The following is an 18,602-nucleotide window of genomic DNA, read 5'->3' as shown; positions in this document are numbered from 1 at the left end:
TTCAGATGCAGAAATCGTTTCCGGATCTTTCTTTTTGCTGCTCCAGTAAATCCTCCAGCGTCACACTGTCCACATACTCTGTGATCACCTGATAGAGTCCTTTCCAGAATGGCAATGTCACACACTCTGCCTGTCGGGGACAAGTATTAATCTCCTGCTCCAGACATGCAACCGGCGCCAGTTCACCCTCGGCATACCGCAAGATCTCTCCGATAGTATAATCCTTCGGTTGCTTTGCCAGACGATAGCCGCCCTGCGGTCCCCGGACGCTCTCCAGCATGCCCAGCTTCCCGAACTGAGACACAATCTGCTCCAGGTACTTCAAGGAAATTCCCTGCCGTGCTGAAATCTCCTTCAGCGGCACATATCTTCCCTCGCTGTTTGCGGCTAAATCCAACATAAAACGAAGCGCGTAACGCCCCTTGGTCGAAATCTTCATTTTCTACTCCCTTATTACTCTTTTGTTTCTTTTTTCTCCAGACGTTCAAACACCATATCGTAACCGTCTTCCCCATAATTTAACGACCGGTTTACGCGGCTGATGGTTGCTGTGGAAGCTCCCGTCTTCTCAGCAATCTCCAGATACGTCTTCTGCTCCCGCAGCATCTTCGCGACCTCGAAGCGCTGAGAAAGTGAAAGCAGCTCGTTGATGGTACATACATCTTCAAAAAATGTATAACACTCTTCCTTGTTCTTGAGACTTAAAATTGCGTCAAACAGGAAATCAACGGACTCCGTTCTAATTTTCTTGTTCATAGCTTTCCCCTTCTTGTATTTATCAAAGATATTCTTATTTTAACACAGTAAAAGATTAAAATCCAGAAGAGAATCACAATTTATAAATCCTTAATTATTTTTTTCTGCTGTTTCCGCATATTCCCTCGTCACCAGGTTTTCGTAAGGTACCCGCTCCGCCAGTTCCCCGGCCTCTGCCAGGATATCCTGCAGAAGCTCAAAGCTCTTTTTCTCAAAAATCAGATTGTCTTTCCAGGTATCCTGCTCATAATAGCGGCTCACAATTGTAATGATATCCTCCAGTTCTGTTTCTTTGAACTGCGGCGCTATCACCCGGGCTATCTCCTCCGGAGTATGATTCTGCACGTAAGTCATGCCCTTCTGAAGCGCATTGGTAAATCCCTGGATCACTTCCGGATGGGCCTTCAGATAACTCTGCTTCGCGCTGTAGGCTGTATAAGGCACATACCCGGAATCCACCCCAAGCGACGCTACTACATAGCCTTTTCCTTCTTTTTCCAAAGTCGAAGCGCCCGGCTCGAATTCTACGGTAAAATCTCCCTGTCCGCCAGAGAAGGCTGCGGCAGTGGAGCCAAAATCGATGCTCTGATCGATATGCAGATCCGTGGCTGGGTCCAGGCTGTTCTTTTTTAGGATATATTCAAAGACCATCTGTGGCATGCCACCTGTCAGTCGTTATACTATGTAAATATTGTTCGGATAACTGCGCAGCGGTGATTTCAGGCCGGATATCCGGGAGGAAATCACGGATCAGAGGCTCTATCTCTGCTTTCGGCTTTACGATCTCGTAGGGCTTTAAGGGGTTATCTGTGTCTATCAAAATGCCCAGTTCCTTCATTAGGCGGATGTAGGGCAGGATGCTCTGCTTGGTTTTCTTGAATCCCAGGGAGGTCAGATGCTCAGACAGATACTTGGCGGAGGTGTAACCCCGTTCGTCCTCCATAATGAGCTTCATAACCACAGCGATCATCGTATTTTCCCGGCGGTTCATCTCGTCGGCAGGATTGTAGCTGATAAGACCGGACAGGCCGTATTTCAGGGTAATCTCCGGCAGACCGTCGGCGTCCACGTCGATACGCTCGATCAGCAGCTCAATGTCCCGGCGATCCAGTCTGCCTCCGGCAATGATTTTATCCACCACATCCAAAGCACTTCTCAACTTATCCTTCACGTCCGGCGTCTCCAGTGTGGTTGCGTCCAGCTCCTTCAGGCGCAGCTCCAGACCGTGAATCTGGGCCAGCAAATCCTTCTGGATGGACTCGTAGGTGTCGCTCACCAGTTTCTCATTTCCTGCTGCCATAGTCAGATCCCGAACCTTCTGGGCCAGAAGTGTCTTGAGCTGGCTCTTGCGTTCCCCTATCTCCGCCCGGATACTCTGACGCTTCTCTTCCACCGACTGGATTTCTGCCTCGAAATCCTTCAAATCATAGGCGGCAATCACCTCGCAGAGGGCGTTCCGGCAAAGGCGGATATAATTCAGTACGTCCTCCATCAAATCATTTTCTTCAATGAGATGGGCTTTCTCACAGTAACGCCTGCCCTTGGTGTTGTAGGTGGTGCAGATATAATATTTCCGCTCGCCGCTGCTGTTCTTCCGCTTAATAGGCGTCAGGCGGCTTCCGCAGTCCTTGCAGAACAGGCAGCTGCCAAAGGGATTCGGAATCTCCGATCCAAGCCACTGACCATGGCTGCCGCGGTAATTGGTGCGGTTGCGCTTCTCCTTCAGCTCCTGCACCAGCGAAAAGGTCGCCCGGTCGATGATGGCCGGATGGTGATTTTCAAAAATACACTGTTCGTCCCTGGGGACGCGCTTATCCTTGCCATGGACGGTATTTCTGGAGCGCTTTTTCAGGCGGAAGGTGCCGATGTAGAAATCATTGTCCAGCAAATCCTTGATCATGCTATCCGACCACTCGGTAGCAATCCGCTTTTTACTGACACGGCCTTCCGCAAGCTCCCGTTCCCGGCGCGCCATGGAGGGCGTGGGAACGCCTTGCTCCGTCAGGTAGGCAGCTATCTTGCGATAGCCGGAACCGGACAGATACAGGTCGTAGACCAGCTTCACAGATTCTGCCTCCTTGGGGACGATGTTCAAAACTGTTTTATCCTTGGCATCCCGACAGTACCCGAAGGGCGGCTGAGTCATCAGCGTCCCTTCCTTCTGTCTGGCTCCGATGGCCTGCTTGATTTTTTTGCTGGTATCCTTCACATATCGCTCATTGAACCAGGTCTTGATTCCTACTGTGTCGTCGCTAGAATCCATGGAATCATAATTATCATCAATGACAATCAGATGCTTTCCCCGTTCCTGAAACTCGTCCAGAAGCAGCAACACCTTGGCGTTGTGGCGGCCCAAACGGGAGAAGTCCTTCACGTACACCGTATCCACGTCCTGATCCAAATCCGCCATCATCTGCTGAAAGCCCGGGCGGTCGAAGATGTAGCCGGAAACGCCGTCATCCTCGTACCAACGGTCAATGACTGCGCCGTGGTCGGCGGCGTACTGGGTGATGATGAGTTTCTGATTCTCGATGGAGACGTAGTTCTTTTTATCGTCGTCGCGGGAGAGACGGACGTAGCCTGCGGTCATGTTTTTTATCCTTTCCGTTTGTTACTTGTTTGAATATTTTTATTCAAGCACCATGTAATTATATGATATATCGAGGGCGACTATTTGTAAATAGGGATTGCAAGAATTTTTATTCAGGAATCTTCCCAGTGATTTCGTATCAAGGTTTTCAGCGCTTTCCGGATATCCTTCTGTTCCGGCCCGTCTGTGTAAAGGGCAATCCGGAAGCCGCAGCGCTTTAGCAGGTCATATTGTCTTTGAAACTGCTCCTGTGAAGCACCTGGGGATTTCCAGAAATAATAGGTTGGTTTTCTTACATGTATCATCTCCATTCTACATCCTGTGACGCGGATGGGCTTGCTTTATTTGTATGAAAACTGTGGGGTGGGCTTGCCTGTCCGCTGGGTTATTTTTGTTTGTGGGATGAGATGATTGTAGAATGGAGTGGGAGATTTCTTTATACCGAGAAGCACGCAGAATTACGTGGCAGATACGCTAGGATTTTTCTTCATAAATTCGGAGTCTCTTGCCAGATACGCATTTGTGACGTCACCGCCAAAATGCTTCTGGTCAGGGGAAAAGCCCCTGAAACCCCTGATAATGTGAAATGACGGCAGATTTTGCCGTCACTTTTGATGTATGACGGCATTTTTTGCCGCCACTTTTTGGATTTGACGGCACTTTTTGCCGTCATGATTTTCGATATTTTCTGAATGACGGCATTTTCTGCCGTCACTTTTTTGAATTTGACGGCAGGTTTTGACGGCATTTTGGGAGAGTGCCGTCGCTTTTTGCCGTCATATTTCTAATTTTTTGCGTTTTCCTCTAATTCAAGCATGTACTTATCAAAATCGGACATAAACAATCGATCCTGAATGACGCGATATTTTTCAAATTCTGTTTCTGCATGAAGCTTTGCAATTTCAGCCGTCACCTTCCCCGCATCCTGTAAAATGCCATAATCAAACATTTCGATAAAGCTATTAAGCCTTTTTTCCCAATCCTGCATTGTAAGGGGAATATGTCTTAACGTCATGTTTTCCGCAAAATCCAGGTATGCCGTAACCATGCGGTTCAGCTGCTTCATTTCATCCTGACTCAAATAATTCTTAGCAACTGTGACATCACTTTTCTTAATCTTTCCTTCGGGAGCATCTGCCCAAGTCGTTAAACCCATATGCTCTTTTGTGTGATCTGCTCTTTCCACGATCAGCTCCGCTGCCGTATGTCCATGAACTGCATAATGCATTTTATTCTGAACAGTTGCATAGAATCTTCTTGTGGTTGCAGAATTTTTATCGTAATCAATGGCTGTAGCATACAGGTCAGTGATCTTCTGATAAAATTTTCTTTCGCTTGCCCGAATCTCACGAATGCGCTCCAATTGCTCATCGAAATACTTTTCCGTCAGATAGGTTCCGCGTTTTAACCGTTCATCATCCATGACCCAGCCTTTGATGGTGTAATCTTTTGCGATTTGATTGACCCATTTACGGAACTGAACCGCACGCTCGGAATTGACCTTAAAGCCTACGGCAATGATCATCTCCAAGGAGTAATGATTTGTGCTGTAGCTTTTTCCATCGGCGGCAGTTATCCGAAATTTTCGGATAACTGAATTCTCTTGCAGTTCACTATCATCAAATATTTTTTTAACGTGATAATTTATAGTTCGAACATCCACGTCATATAATGTGGCCATCATCTTCTGTGTCAGCCATATATTCTCATCCTCATAGCGCATCTCTACGCTGTCCTGCTGATCACCAATAGAAGCAACATAGGTTAAGTATTCTGCTGCGCTGGAACGGATGGTTATTTCATCTTTTTTCTTTGCCAAATGAAGTGCCTTCCTTTCTTATCACTATATCTAGTCCTTCTTCAATCTGATCCAGTTGCTCCTCTGCGAATCGGGGTTATAGTTCACTCTTCCTTAAGTTCCAAATCAGAATGAGCTTTCTTAAGCACGCACAATATTATGCGCGAATTCAAAGTTCCACAATTTCAACTTAACTCTTCTGTCTGAGCATAAAAGGATTGTTTCATAATTTGCTCCAAATCATCCTGATGTTCACCTATGTGATTACCTATTGACCTGACGATTAGTGCAATGGTTATACAGTAACTTTAATTTTAGCATGCAATTCTGGAGTCACCTCTCGCAGCTGTGTTGAAAACGCACAATACGTCATTCCTTTTTCTACACATTCACTAAAAGCATTATAGTAATCTTTTACCTCTGTATTAATCACTATTTCTTTCACTGATGGGTTTAGGGAAACCAGAACATAACAAGCACGGTATCCAACATCCAATAATCTGGATATTTCTTTTAGTTGTTTGACAGCTCTTTCAGAATACACCGTCGGAAAGGTTGATTCCCTTGAAAAAGCTAATGTACTTTTTATTTCAATTAACGTATTCGTATCGTGAATAAAAAGATCTGTTTTGTAGTTTCCTATCTTATATTCACGCTGCACGTTTTTTCTCATTCCCAAAAACGAAAAATACCTTCGGCGAATTTGCGCCTCTATCATTCTATTTACCTGTGCTAAATTTAGTAAAATAAAGTTTTTTCGGTATTTTACAGCATACACCGCATATCGTGTTCTTGCATTAGGAGTTTTTATTGGCTTAAGCAAAACCACTCTGCCGGTCATATCGATAAAATTACTAAGCCTACAGGATGATGGAATATAGCAGGTCACTTCCTCTCCATTAATGTTTACGCTACATAAGAACCTGTTCTTAATTTCCATCTGAAAGGTTCCATATACATAGTCAATAGATTTTATATCCGTCACCTGCTACACACCACCTCTCTTAGATTCTACCATGGATTACATCATCTACAATTTTGTCCAACTCTTCAATTTCAATCAGATAACCCTGTGCACGCTCGACAATATCTCCATTACGATAAATCATATCTCCATGCTTCTGAAGATATTGCGCATCAGGCTCCTCAATTATCATTCTTGAAGAAATACCATCATTGACGCGAAGGGCAACACGGCCATTCAATTGTGCCTTCGTTGTCGATGGAACAAGTTTCGCTTCCGGCCTTTGCGTACAAATTACAAGATGGATACCTCTACTTCTTCCTGCTTGAGCAATTCTCTGAACAGGCTTATAAAAAGCATTCTTTTCTTTTGTTGTTTCCAATTGATCAGCCAAATCTGCGAACTCATCAATTACTACAACGATTGGAGCAAGCTTTTCTGTTACCTTTTTATTATATTCGATAATATTCGCGACCCTCGCTTCGGCAAGGAGTCTACCTCTACGTTCTGACTCTTCAAAAATAACTTCTTTGATTACCTTCGTAGCTTCAGTTGCATCAGAGATGATTCTTCCTGAATATAAATGAGGAAGACCATCAAAATGGATAAAGTCCTCCAATTTTGAGGATGACAAAATTAACTGCATATCCTCTTTCTTAGGATGAGTCATCAACATTGACGCAAGCATTGTAAATAGAAATACTGACTTACCTGAACCAGTGCTACCGCCAACAAGCATATGAGGCATTTGACTTAAATCCTCAATCAAATCCTTTCCATTTGGTGTTCTACCAAGTGGGAAGAACAATTGCTCTGGCGATGTTACCGCTGGAATAGAACTAATGACATCCTTAAAGAGAACCTTCTCCCTATGGAGCCTTGGAACGTCCAGCAGCAATTCATCTGAATTTGGAACCTGCTGAATAATAACGCCAGTTCGCTTCATTTCACGCCCGATATCCTCAAGGTGACTTGCTAATCCTTGTAAAGACTGACCACGTCCAAGCTTAAACTTGAGCCGAATAACACTTGGGCCAACTACACTGGATTTTGCCTCACACTCGCGAAGGCTAACATGATAATCGCCGCAAGAGCGTTTGAAGTCTTTTACCAGTTGTTCAATTTCTTCGATTGAAGCATCCTTCAATTCGTCTTTTTTCTCTGAAACTCCCATCTTGACTGGGTCTGTTTGAACTGATACTACGTTAGCAACAGATTCTTGTAGTTCTGCCTTATATTTAGATTGCTGCTCCGCCACCATAGGGTATGATGGATTTCCAAATTCATAGATGACTATTCCTTCCTCATTTGGTTCAGGGACCTCATCGGAATCATAATCCGCTACAAGTGTTTCCTTCAGAACGGTTCCTTCTCCAAGCACCTCTTGCTGTATTTCCTTTGCGCTTAACAATCTATATTCAATCGGACAATCCCTATATTCAATCGGCCCTTCATCTGCATCTGCATAGACACACTGAACAACCTTGCCACCAGAAACCTCACTCAGCTTAATATGCATGAGTAAACCTGAAACCTGAATATTAATATTTCCGCTCGCTCCGTTTCCGAAAGCCTTTTTCAAAATTGCGCACCATCTCTTCTGCCACTCAGAGTCATGAACATTTCTGAAGCATTCGGATACAATCTGATATTTAAGAACTTCTCGCCTTGCAGAGATAAACATATCAGAGGAGTTTTCATCAACAAAAAAAATCTCCTTAAGCATTCCTACAATTGACGCAATTTGTCCAGCAGCATGGCCAGAAATTAACTGTCTTCCGTCATCACCCTTTGTAATGGTGGCATCCGGCGATTCATCCCTTGTTTTAACCTCTATTGGCTGGATTAACAGGGTGTTGGTTTCTGCAATGTACTTCAGACCAACAAGGTCAGCGCGTTCGTTTCCGAAACGACTATCCTGAAGCCACAGGCGAGCCTTATCATCATCAAGAGAGGCTACAAGTGAATTCTCATTATTTCTCGTATACCATGATGCAGCAAAAAGAGTTCCAATGAGGCCCTTTTTCTTATTGTCTATGGCTTGTGCATCGGCACCGAACTTAGGAATGCTGATGAGACCATTAGACGCAATATGACCGAAGTTTTTCAAAATACCAATAAGCGTCTCTGGCTTCGGATACAAATTGTAGGCACGAAGCATAGTTAAATACTGTGTAATAATTCTGGAGTCACTGGATGCCCATACATTTACCATGCGACGGTCGTACTGCATTTCTCCAATTGGAATGGCACCATGAGGGTCATAATTATTTGTGTCCCTATCAGCAGCAACCAACCACTGAACCATGCCCTCCTGAATGGTAGAAACCACCGCTGTCATATCTGTGCTTCCATTGTATGTTGTGCGCGGATTCATGTTGTTACTAATAACATCGGCTGACTTCATCAGCTTATGGTAGTCTCCGATTAACCCAGAATCCATTTCAGACGAAGGGAAAATGCTTCCTCTATGCTGAATTTCATCAAAATCATAATCATAGGTAACAACAAGCGGATTAATATACAGATTCTTATTGTTTGGTCCAAATTCAATTGCGTATGCAGACTGGTCGAAATAGAATGCGACATGAACCGGCTTTTCAGAAAGAGCAGTCTTTACTTCACTTGCAGATTCTACATTGCGAATACTAATAGCAATCTTATTCTGTCGTATAAATTCGCCAATTTCATAATCCTTACCAGAGTAATCCAGCTTTGAAAGTTCGGTATTTCCGTTCTGCTTTCTTGTCAAGTATACGTCATAAACCACTCTTTCGCAGCCATTCTTGTCCATAAAGGACTTAATTGCACGAATATTAGCAATCAGGTCTGGAGCGTCGACAGAACAAATTCTAATCTCATTTTTAGTGTACGGGGCAAAACCAATCCATCGTGTCAGAATTTCTCCAATCGACTGTGTTCCGTCATCGCCCAAATATCTATTGGTCTTGTTTTCAAAGGTTGGCAGCATTTCAATATTTCCGGAGCATGGTAAAACCTTGTCATCCGAAGTTTCAGTAACAATGCTGTTAGCAATAACAAAGCTCAAAATTTGAGGAAGCTGGGTTAATACAGCAGTCAAAGCAGTCGCATCATCTTCACTGAGTTGTGCCTTCTTTGAAGGGAGAGTTTTGAAAATCTCATAGTATCGCCACAAGAAGATTGGATGTAGTGGAAGGAGAATGGCCTTCCATTCCTTTGGAGTTTTAACATACAATACATCAAGCAATAATAGAGCTCTTGCAATAAAGCTAGTGCTACTTGGGCTCATCTCTCGCATAACAGGCTCGTTAATACTGAAGGCATGATATAGTTTTGCCCATGCCTCAATATATCCAATAAGTGTTTGACGGGACTCTTCATCAACGCCAAAGCTAAGGACAGGATAATACATTATCATATCCAAATTACTAAGCAGTTTGCCTCGAAATGTCAGCAGTTCCTCGATAATAGGAATGAACATCTCAGCGGTTTCAATATTCTTAGCCTTAAACTGAGCATCAAACTGTGTGATGAAATCAAACAAGGACTGACTACCATCGATTCCACCGTGGAAAGCCACCATAGATTCTGTGCCCACAGGATTAAAAGGACTGAAGCTTTTAATATCTGCAGAGATTGCATCCTTAAGGACACTTTCTTCTGTTTCCATTAAGCCGCCCCATGCAGTCTCATTACAAACGGTTCCAACAAGCTTTCTCAAATCTGACTGATGGTTTTCGATAACTATAGTTCTATCATCAAAAACGCCACTGATGGTAGGAATACTATCATTATTTTCTTCTGTTTCTGGGTCAAAATGCTTTTTCAGTTCCTCAAGCAATTCTTTGACAGCGGCAGTATCTTCCTCGTCACCATTAACAATCGCATCAGAAATCAGCTGTCCCAACTCCTTTGGGCGGATAGGTGCTGCTTCTGAGGTTACATCAGGTGTATCGATTCCAGTTTCCTCTGGAGTTTTAGGCGGATTCTTCTTCTTTTTCTTAGATTCATTGGCCTTTGAAGCAGAAAACAGATCCTGTACTGTTGCAAAGTCCAACTGTCTTAGAGTATCCCGATTTCCGTATTTATAAAGGTTCTGAAGAAGGTTATATGCATTTTGCAGACGAGCTCTATCTTCTCCCTTTGTTCTTGCTAATGAACGACTAAGCTTTTTACGAGAATCCTCACTTAACTGTCCAATAGCAAAAATCAGCTCGCGATTTCGGGTCAAACGTTCATCTGACTTGTATTTTGTTCCAAGAATGTCGGCATCACACAGAAGGTTCAATCTCCACATATTATTGGGTATAGCTTCTGCAGCAGTCCCTTCATTTGAAACTGCCTGTACAAATTCCATGATAGCCTCAAAAGGATAATAATCTGAGGTCTGCTGCAGTGCACGCCAGAAATTCTGTGTAGGTGTATTACTTTCATTGGTAATCTGCTGTTCCAGAAGATATTTTGAAACATCCTTTAACGAAATAACATCAAACTCAGCAAGAGAATGTAGCTTGTCCGTATCGGTTTTTATAAACACAACAATGCTTCCTGCATACTCAGGAAAGCTTCTCCACAGGACAGCCTTCTCGATGGATGGTGTTAAGGTATACTCTGCTTCTTCAACATCTGCAGAAATACCATATCCTACTGCCGCGATGTAAACATGAGATTTTCTTTGAGAAGACAATTCAACCGCTATTTCGTCAGGCTGAATATCGTCAATTCCTTTAGCAAGAATTCCGACCTTGGAATCCGCCATCTTTTCTATTAACAGGCCTATAACAAGGCTTTGCTTATCTATCATCAATCCGAACCTCCTAACCGAATCTGAAGAATGCCGTCTGCCATTACCTCAGCATAGTCCATAGATTCAAGTAATACCGCAAAGGAAGTATAATTTCGTTCGAGGGAATCCTCGTCAATCTGCAGAAGCATGCCGCTATTCTGGAGTTTCTCAAGCTCGTATGTACTACCTCCAACAATAATCCCAAAACGCTCCCATAAGCGATTTCTCACATCACTTCCGCTGAGTATCTCGTCCGGACTTACGGTACTACGAAGTATCATCTCCAAAATATCCTGCGACAATACAAATCTTTTATTGGGGTGCATTTTATCTGGCGGATATAATACGCCTGCAGAGGTTCCCAGAATTTTAAGGCAGTTGACCGGATGTGATGATGCTTCTAATGCCAGCATGTCGTACATAGTCTCGCCAAATACAAGCCTAACCGCATCATCTGTTGTGCACGCGCTTGCACGTTCCTTTGCCAACGCCCACAGGGTATCAAGTTCAACTGAGGCCTTTTTCTTTTCGTCATAAACAGGAGTTTCTGATTCCAACAGAGCCTCTTTGCTGTAATCCTTTTCCTTGAGCTTCTGCGCATAGCCCCACGCATAAAAACGATTGATGGATTTATGCATCTGTGTGTATGCCATCTCCGATGCACGCGCTACGCTACTTTGACTGGGAACCATACCTGAAAAGTCCAGCAGAACCGGTCTAATATTTTCGCCGCAATAAAAAGCTTCAAGAAGCGCCATATAACGAATCAACTGAAAAATACAGAAGAAATTGAAAAGACGCAGCTGCGTTAATGTATTTGGATGCTGCTTCAGATTTTTCATCAGGCATAAGCCGCTTTCATTGAGGCCCTTCAAATACCACTTTACAGCATCATTGGGAGCCTTAAATGCCGGTAAATCCTCATGTCTGTTCTTCTCAAACACCTGCATAGAGCTTTCTAAAACCGGTTCAAAGAGAAGAGAAATCGGGTCATTTGCCTTATCGAGCAGTTCTTTAATGTATTCTGCTAATTGCGGACAGTAAGAACGAATCAAACCGCCAATAAACTCTCCTGTATCCTCATAGATGGAGGTTCTTGTCAGGAAATACTTTGAGCCAGCAGTAAAGGATATCATATCATCCTTAAGCCCCTTTACTACATATACGCCCTTATCTGCAGAAAGCAATCTCTGCATAACATTTCGCATGGATTCAACAGAGCCTTCAGTGATTCCATCCTCAATTGTCTCATTTTCAGCAAGTACAGAATATATCGTTTCGAGTTCACTTCCGGCAGGTACATTACCCTTAGCATCTGATACTAAAGCAAGTCTCTTTATCTGCATTGTAGTGTTGTAGCCGCCATATATACATCTCTGAACTCCGCTGGCAACATGGACAGGCTTAATTGAGCCACCATTAGGCGTAAAACCAACATATGTGCTATCGACTTCTTTTCTAAAAGAATGAAGATTTATTTGCTCACCCATGTTATACCTCCTTAGCTTGCTCGCCTTCGATAGCAGAATACTTGTTTTCTTCTCTATCAATAGCTACCGATATTTTCTTTTTATTTTGAACATCCAGTAAGGAAACCGTTACGATATCGTCCTCATCTAAATCTTCAAAGGATTGAAGCTGTTCTACAAAGCGCCATACCTTTTTGACAAGGTCAGACTCCATAAAAAGAACAGGAACACCACGTTCAGCCTCTGACAGAAGCATATACATATCAAAATCAATTTTCAGGAAGATATGTGCAGCATCCTTTTTTTCCAGACGGATATAGCTGGCTGTCATATCGATTCCACTTTTCATACTCTTCAAGAGAGCAGGTCTACCAATCTTCAATCCGCTTTTTTTAATTGAGCCCATAGATATTAACACCTTTCGCGGCTCATTATCATATCTATGACCTGTCCAAATCTGCAACTCTGAGTTAGATGCCTTTACGGCCCCAAAAAAGGTATTGAGCTTACGAACCAGTTCCTTGATTATCTTACCATTATCCTGTTCTAAAAATTCTTGGAAGCGAGTAACATCATCATCCATTATTTTCAGCAGTTCTTCTCCGTTTTTGTTAAAGAAATAGAACTGTCTTTTTCTCAGCTTAAACAACTCGTAGTTATCATAAGCTATGGCTTCGGCAGGAACCTCGTACCCATCCACCCAACTATCATTAGGAATGTCATTGAGCAGAATTCTCTCATCCCATGTTGGATGGGAGATAGCAACTGGGTCAATCGCATTGCGAATTGCGTCAAAGAGAGCGCCCTTGCCAGAGAACACAAGATTAACCAAGTTATACTGATTGCTTCCGGTTGTACGACCTATTGTCTTGCAGTTTCTGTTTCCGAAAATCAAATAGGCGATAAGGCTTTGCAACTCACGCACAGTTGCATGATAGCCCTGCATAGATACTCTCTGCAAGATGACAAAAAGTCGCTCTTGAAATAAGGTACTATTAAGTAGGCTACAATTTTTATGAACATCGCAGGTTTCATTCAACGGACAAGACGAGCATTCGGTATAATGCGCAGCATCTGTCAGTTTCTCAATTGCCTTTTTCAGAATATCTGCAGTGAGAACTTCTCTCTTACTCAAATCAAAAACAACCAAATCGCTACTTTCGTTTTTCTCATCATGGAAAACCACAGCATGGCTCATCTGGAAATAAGCGTCCTTGATAGGCTTGAAATCCGAATACTTTCGATACACCGAGTAAAGAACTGCGGCATTAATTGCAATAACAAAAGGCGTATTGTGCTCTCTTGCCGCTTTCCATTTCAAATAAATATCATCATTAGAAAGTGTGCTTGCGTCTAATTCGATACAAATCGGCTTTCCCGTGCTCTCTAATTTATCTTTCAGCAATCGGATAACATGAGTCTTACCATCACCCGGATTGCCAGTAAGCACTATATCTTTGCCGCTAAGTGCAGCATCCATGATGGCAGCATCCAGTTTTGTTTCAAGATGTATTATCGACAGAAGTTCAGATGCTATATGGTCAGCATACGCACTGGAGCCTCTATAAAAATCTCTTACAAACTGAAGACCTGTTTTGGTTTCATCGTTTGTAGGCATGTGTAGCACCTCCTTAAGTTTGGAAAAACTTCTTCCTTCGTCTTCATCTATCTGATTACCCACAAGGAAACCTTGTTTATCAAAATCACGGATTCTCTGATAAATTGGCTCATAATTCAAGCGACTTTTCAGCCATCGATTACGCCAAAAATCAATAATCTTTTGAGTTCCGGCAACATAATCTGTTATATCCGTATAGTACTTTGGCTGCGAGTCTCTGCCCAAAAGATAATCAAAGGTGTTTTCTGCCAAGCACGCACCGTATACAATTCTTGACATTGCATGCTTAGAAAAATCCTTTGAATCCTCATTGGTTGATTCAAGCAATTCACGAATCGACATTGTAAGGAGTCGCATTTTAGGACTGGCTCCTTCACCAAATACATGGTTAATACGATTGAAACCATCGCTTGTTGCCTCAGTAAGACTCATCGTCGTTTCCTTGCTTATATGCATCGTTCCGAAGCCTATAGTCATTCCCAGTCGTTTCCAGGTAATATCAAAATCTGTACCAAAAATTTTCCCGGGTATTTTAAGCCGGTTGTACTGGCTGGAACCCACGTAATACAAGGATGTTGTACCAATATATACAAGATCTGCCGGTCTACAAACAGGTTCACCCTTCAGTCTACTTGCAATTTCACTTGCTTTATTTGCATATCGCTCCTTATAATCATGAACAACTTGCGGAGAAGTAGCTAAAAGTGCAACAAGTTTACCACCCAGGATTTCGTTATACGGAGGAATTGCTCCGCATACATTCAATTCCATCAGACTGGAACCGATGTGCTTTGTCTTTTGCGCAACCAGAGCGGTTCGAATAGCAGAATTTCCTGCTTCACTCTTGCAAAACTCGATCCAGTTCTCATCAAAATTTTCTGAGTTTAGCAACTCTATGATTGCCTTTTTTGCACTTAAAAGGCGTGCAAGTTGCTCTGCACGTTTTCTACGATAAAGTGCCTTTTCTGTATCAATAGAAATGCTACCAAGTTCACTTCTTTCTTCATCGCCAATTTCGCTTTCCACTTCATTTCGCAAAAGCTGCTGACGGCTTTGCTCTGCATTAGATGCCTCATCCAATAAAAGCTGAATATCCGTATCTGTAGGATTTTCAATGACCATTTTAGTACAGAGTTCTGAATAATCGATTCCCGCAATGCCATCCTCCAAGTACACAAGAAGTTGTTTAAATTCTTTCTCTGCACAATCGGTATTTAAAGTAATAATTCTGTCAATAAATGCTTTCTGATTCCAGCCAATGTAATCGTCTCGACAAGTAATCTGTACTGCGCAATTTTCAAGTGATGCAATACCCATAACAGCATGCATCGGATGAGCCGCATCTCGAATTAAATACTGCATGGTTCTTCCTGGTGTCGTCTCAGCAGGCGTAGACCATGTCAAACGAAAGTATCTCCATATTTCTGATATTTTCAGACCTGTAAACTCATCTCTATCATTTTCTCTAACTAACTGAAGATATGGCTGGATGGCTTGTTCAATCTCTATTGCTCCGGTATGTGCCAGTTCCATTCTTCCTGCCAATTCCGCACCATCAGCGATGAGTGTCACAATACTCTGTTTGTTGGCCCCTGGATTTTCCATACGATTTATAAAGTCAGTATAACTTACAAGCCTTTCGTGGCGGCTTTCGCTCATCCAACTTCGAAGTAATGCTTTAACCTCTGGAGAGGTTGTATCATGTATATCAACTCCGTCAAGCATCGGTAAACTCATATATAAAACGCCATCTCTATAGCATGCCTTCCATGAAGCACGAATTAAATCTCGAAATAAAAGCCAAACAGCTCGGTACTTTTTGCGTTGTTCGATATTATACTGACATTCATTCTCAACCCACTCAATTTCTCCCTCAGCAACCCTCACAATAGTTAATGTAGGAGTTTTTTCAGTAATCTCGGATGCAGCGTTATAAAAACGAACCCTGAATTCGCCTTCTAACCTTGGGCGAAAGGGAATCTCTCTATTTATCATTTACCGCCGCCTCCTTATTTATAATAGTTATTAAAGAATTGCCAAGTACAACTCTCCATAAATGCATCATTTTCATTTTATGTAAGTGCCTCTAATCATCATTTTCTATCCCAGAATCAAATACCTTTTCCATTTCTTCATCGGGTACAAATTCCATAATGTCGCCAACGTCACATTTCAGTTCGTTGCAAATCTTCATCAAAACTTCAGTAGTAACATTTTCGTCTTTTCCAAGTTTCGCTAATGAGGAAGAACTTATTCCTGCTTTTTTTCTCAGATCAGACTTCTTCATCTGCTTATCAATCAGCAATTTCCACAATTTATTATAGCTCATCTTCATTCTCGTTCACCTCTTTATTCCAATCAGCTAACTTCTGCGCAAATTTCTTACTTACGCCTCATTTTGCATAACTTCTCAATGTATCTTCTTTTGTCTGTTTGGTCGACGGGTCCTTCGGAATATTCCATTCTTCTTCAGAAACATCTGTAATCATTGCAATTAGCGCCTTACAGAAATAGGGATATCTGCACCATCAAATATTCAATTTTTCATCATTAAAAAGAATTTCTTAAATTCCACGCGTCTTATCTCCTTTGCTGTTTTTGTGTCACCCCTCCACAATCATAGTAGTCAATTTTCTATACCGAATATCAGCAAAGGGACACAATCTTCTGAATACCTGGTTATCATTATATCATTCGCGTGTCTCTTTGTCAAAAAATATATTTGCATTAAGGACATAATTCGAGTATTGCAAATTTCTTAAGCGTGAAAAGGTCTGTAAGTTTCCGTACATACTATGAACTTTATCACACAAAAATCTATGGCAAGCATTCTCCAAAGTTCCCAAGGTCTTTAATTCAGAGGTTCACCAGAGACGAAGTTTCTTTTCAGAAGCATTATGCATTTCACAGGAAAAACAAAACTGCCACAAGCCCTGATAAATGCTGAGTTTGTAGCTTTTTTTGGGTTCTGAAAGCGTCAAAGGTGGGTTAATACCTGGAATATATCAACTTATAAACAATAGCTATCCTATCATGCATAAAAATATCCTTTCAAAGCTTTTAAAGCAAGGATATTTTATGATTGACTTTCTTAGTTATATCAGTTATATTGTGTTTAGTGATCAGATTGCAGAGACTTGTGAAGCCTGCGATCGCGGGAGGATGCCGAGGCTCCTCCTTTTTTTATCTGAAACATTTTTCAGCAAGATATATATCTAAAGGGAGGTATGAAAATGAAGATTGAACTTGGACAGGTTCAAAAAATGTTGGAATGGCTAAAAACCAAATTATATTTAGATTCCATTGCACCAAACGCCCGTTCCAGAGCCATAAAGAGAGGACAGGTATATCGTTGTAATTTCGGATGTGGAATTGGAAGTGAAATGCAAAAAGAGAGACCTGCTGTTATTATTCAAAACGATGTTGCTAACTCTCATTCTGGTAACACTATTGTAATCCCAATTACACATGATACCAGCATTTTACCGTGTGTAGCGAATATTACACCGCAGACAGATGCTGCAGGTAATATTATTCTCGATGGTCAAGCAAACACATCCAACATGATGTGTGTTAGCAAAGCAAGATTAGGTGATCTTGTAGGCACTTTGCCAAAAACAGATATGAAAAAGATTGATGAAGCAATTGCTAAAACAGTCGGTCTTATGGGATATTATTCTGATTTAAACAAGCGATTGGATGATAAATTGCAATATATTTCAAAAATAAAAGAAGAACGCAATCTGGCACAGGATAAACTTGCTGAACTAAGAAAAATTCTTGAATTGTCAGATGATATTTCCTTGACAGAACACATTACAAAGATAAAAATAAGTATTGACAGGAGATAATTGAACCTGTATTATATAAGTACAAAGAAGTCTTTTTCCGGAGTGAGAAAGATATTATTATTTATTCAAAGGGAAGGGACTCTGGACGAGTTCCTTTTTACATTTCATAAAACTTGGTTCTAAAGCATATACTAGGAACACAAAGTAGCTCTGGATAGGATATTCGGAGTTGTAGAACGGCGGAAATATCATTACTGATATTTCCGCCACTTCTTTTATAGATTCTTTGCGCTCTTCATCCCTTCCACCCAATTACACAAAACCACAATCGTCTCTAAATTTACATGAATATATGTTCGCCACCCTTCCGACCTCCAAGAATGTCCTTCCCCTTCAAATCTGCCCACTCAAAATCCGGCATGGCCTCTCTGGCTACCAGGAAGTTTCCGGCTCGCTGGGTGAGCTGGGCGAAGTTCACGATATAATCGTCTGGATTCTGATTGTAGACATAGATGGAGGCCTCAGATCCCATGAAGCCGATGTCGGCTTCGCCGGAAAGGACGGCGGTCATGACTTTATCAGCCCCAAAGCCGGTTACCAGATCGAGGTCGATACCCTCTTCCGCAAAGTAGCCTTTCTCAATGGCGACGTACTGGGGCGCGTAGAAGATGGAATGGGCTACCTCGTTCAGTGTAACCTTGATCAGGTCGCCGGACGCTGTGCTGTCTGAACCGCCACATCCTGCGGCGGCCAGACAGCCAATCAGAAGCACACCTGCCAGGGATGCGGTCAGCAGGGGGGAATATTTCTTTTTCATAATGGGAATCCTCCTTTTTCCGAATACTATA

Annotated in this window: 11 protein-coding genes and 2 pseudogenes; 1 reads left to right on the top strand and 12 read right to left on the bottom strand. The window is 42.3% G+C overall.

What is annotated here, in order from left to right; genetic code table 11:
- Position 1 precedes the first annotated feature (1 nt).
- The 11 genes and pseudogenes from ACTNCH_RS10230 to ACTNCH_RS10180 all read right to left on the bottom strand — a co-directional run bounded on the left by ACTNCH_RS10230 (position 2) and on the right by ACTNCH_RS10180 (position 16,298).
- Complete coding sequence (locus ACTNCH_RS10230) at positions 2-439, bottom strand: RrF2 family transcriptional regulator (protein ID WP_441019366.1); 438 nt, start codon at positions 437-439, stop codon at positions 2-4.
- 14 nt (positions 440-453) lie between these two features.
- On the bottom strand, positions 454-756 hold the full coding sequence (locus tag ACTNCH_RS10225; RefSeq protein ID WP_441019365.1) for a YerC/YecD family TrpR-related protein: 303 nt from the start codon (positions 754-756) through the stop codon (positions 454-456).
- A 90-nt stretch (positions 757-846) separates the two neighbouring features.
- Positions 847-1,422: pseudogene (locus ACTNCH_RS10220) on the bottom strand (ABC transporter substrate-binding protein); the annotation flags it as partial.
- On the bottom strand, positions 1,397-3,346 hold the full coding sequence (locus ACTNCH_RS10215; protein WP_441019364.1) for a recombinase family protein: 1,950 nt from the start codon (positions 3,344-3,346) through the stop codon (positions 1,397-1,399). The pseudogene ACTNCH_RS10220 and the gene ACTNCH_RS10215, both read right to left, overlap by 26 nt.
- Positions 3,347-3,459: 113 nt before the next feature.
- Entirely contained in the window at positions 3,460-3,651 is a 192-nt protein-coding gene (locus ACTNCH_RS10210) for a hypothetical protein (RefSeq protein WP_441019363.1), read from the bottom strand.
- 479 nt (positions 3,652-4,130) lie between these two features.
- Positions 4,131-5,165 carry a virulence RhuM family protein gene (locus tag ACTNCH_RS10205; protein ID WP_441019362.1) on the bottom strand — a complete coding sequence of 345 codons (1,035 nt, stop codon included), beginning with the start codon at positions 5,163-5,165 and terminating at the stop codon, positions 4,131-4,133.
- A 274-nt stretch (positions 5,166-5,439) separates the two neighbouring features.
- Positions 5,440-6,129, bottom strand: coding sequence for a DNA/RNA nuclease SfsA (locus tag ACTNCH_RS10200; protein ID WP_441038343.1), 690 nt, complete (start codon positions 6,127-6,129; stop codon positions 5,440-5,442).
- 19 nt (positions 6,130-6,148) lie between these two features.
- Positions 6,149-10,894 (bottom strand): FtsK/SpoIIIE domain-containing protein, encoded by a 4,746-nt coding sequence (locus ACTNCH_RS10195; protein ID WP_441019360.1) that lies wholly within the window; start codon positions 10,892-10,894, stop codon positions 6,149-6,151.
- A complete protein-coding gene (locus ACTNCH_RS10190) occupies positions 10,894-12,366 on the bottom strand; it encodes a hypothetical protein (RefSeq protein WP_441019359.1) in 1,473 nt (490 codons plus the stop codon). Before ACTNCH_RS10190 ends, ACTNCH_RS10195 begins: the two co-directional genes overlap by 1 nt.
- Before the next feature lies 1 nt (position 12,367).
- Positions 12,368-15,958 (bottom strand): Druantia anti-phage system protein DruA, encoded by a 3,591-nt coding sequence (locus ACTNCH_RS10185; RefSeq protein ID WP_441019358.1) that lies wholly within the window; start codon positions 15,956-15,958, stop codon positions 12,368-12,370.
- A 91-nt stretch (positions 15,959-16,049) separates the two neighbouring features.
- The gene (locus ACTNCH_RS10180) at positions 16,050-16,298 is read right to left on the bottom strand and encodes a helix-turn-helix domain-containing protein (protein ID WP_441019357.1); all 249 of its coding nucleotides are present in this window, start codon (positions 16,296-16,298) and stop codon (positions 16,050-16,052) included.
- A gap of 898 nt (positions 16,299-17,196) precedes the next feature.
- On the opposite strand from ACTNCH_RS10180, the gene ACTNCH_RS10175 reads away from it, so the two are divergent.
- Positions 17,197-17,814: a type II toxin-antitoxin system PemK/MazF family toxin gene (locus tag ACTNCH_RS10175; protein WP_441019356.1), complete on the top strand. Its 618-nt coding sequence runs from the start codon at positions 17,197-17,199 to the stop codon at positions 17,812-17,814.
- A 298-nt stretch (positions 17,815-18,112) separates the two neighbouring features.
- Here ACTNCH_RS10175 and ACTNCH_RS10170 read toward each other — a convergent pair.
- Positions 18,113-18,571: pseudogene (locus ACTNCH_RS10170) on the bottom strand (ABC transporter substrate-binding protein); the annotation flags it as partial.
- Positions 18,572-18,602 lie beyond the last annotated feature (31 nt).

This window comes from Candidatus Merdisoma sp. HCP28S3_D10, from assembly GCF_052065835.1.
Classification (GTDB): Bacteria; Bacillota; Clostridia; order Lachnospirales; family Lachnospiraceae; genus Laedolimicola.
The sequence above is the reverse complement of the archived record's forward strand: the minus strand, read 5'-3'. Positions and strand labels throughout refer to the sequence as shown.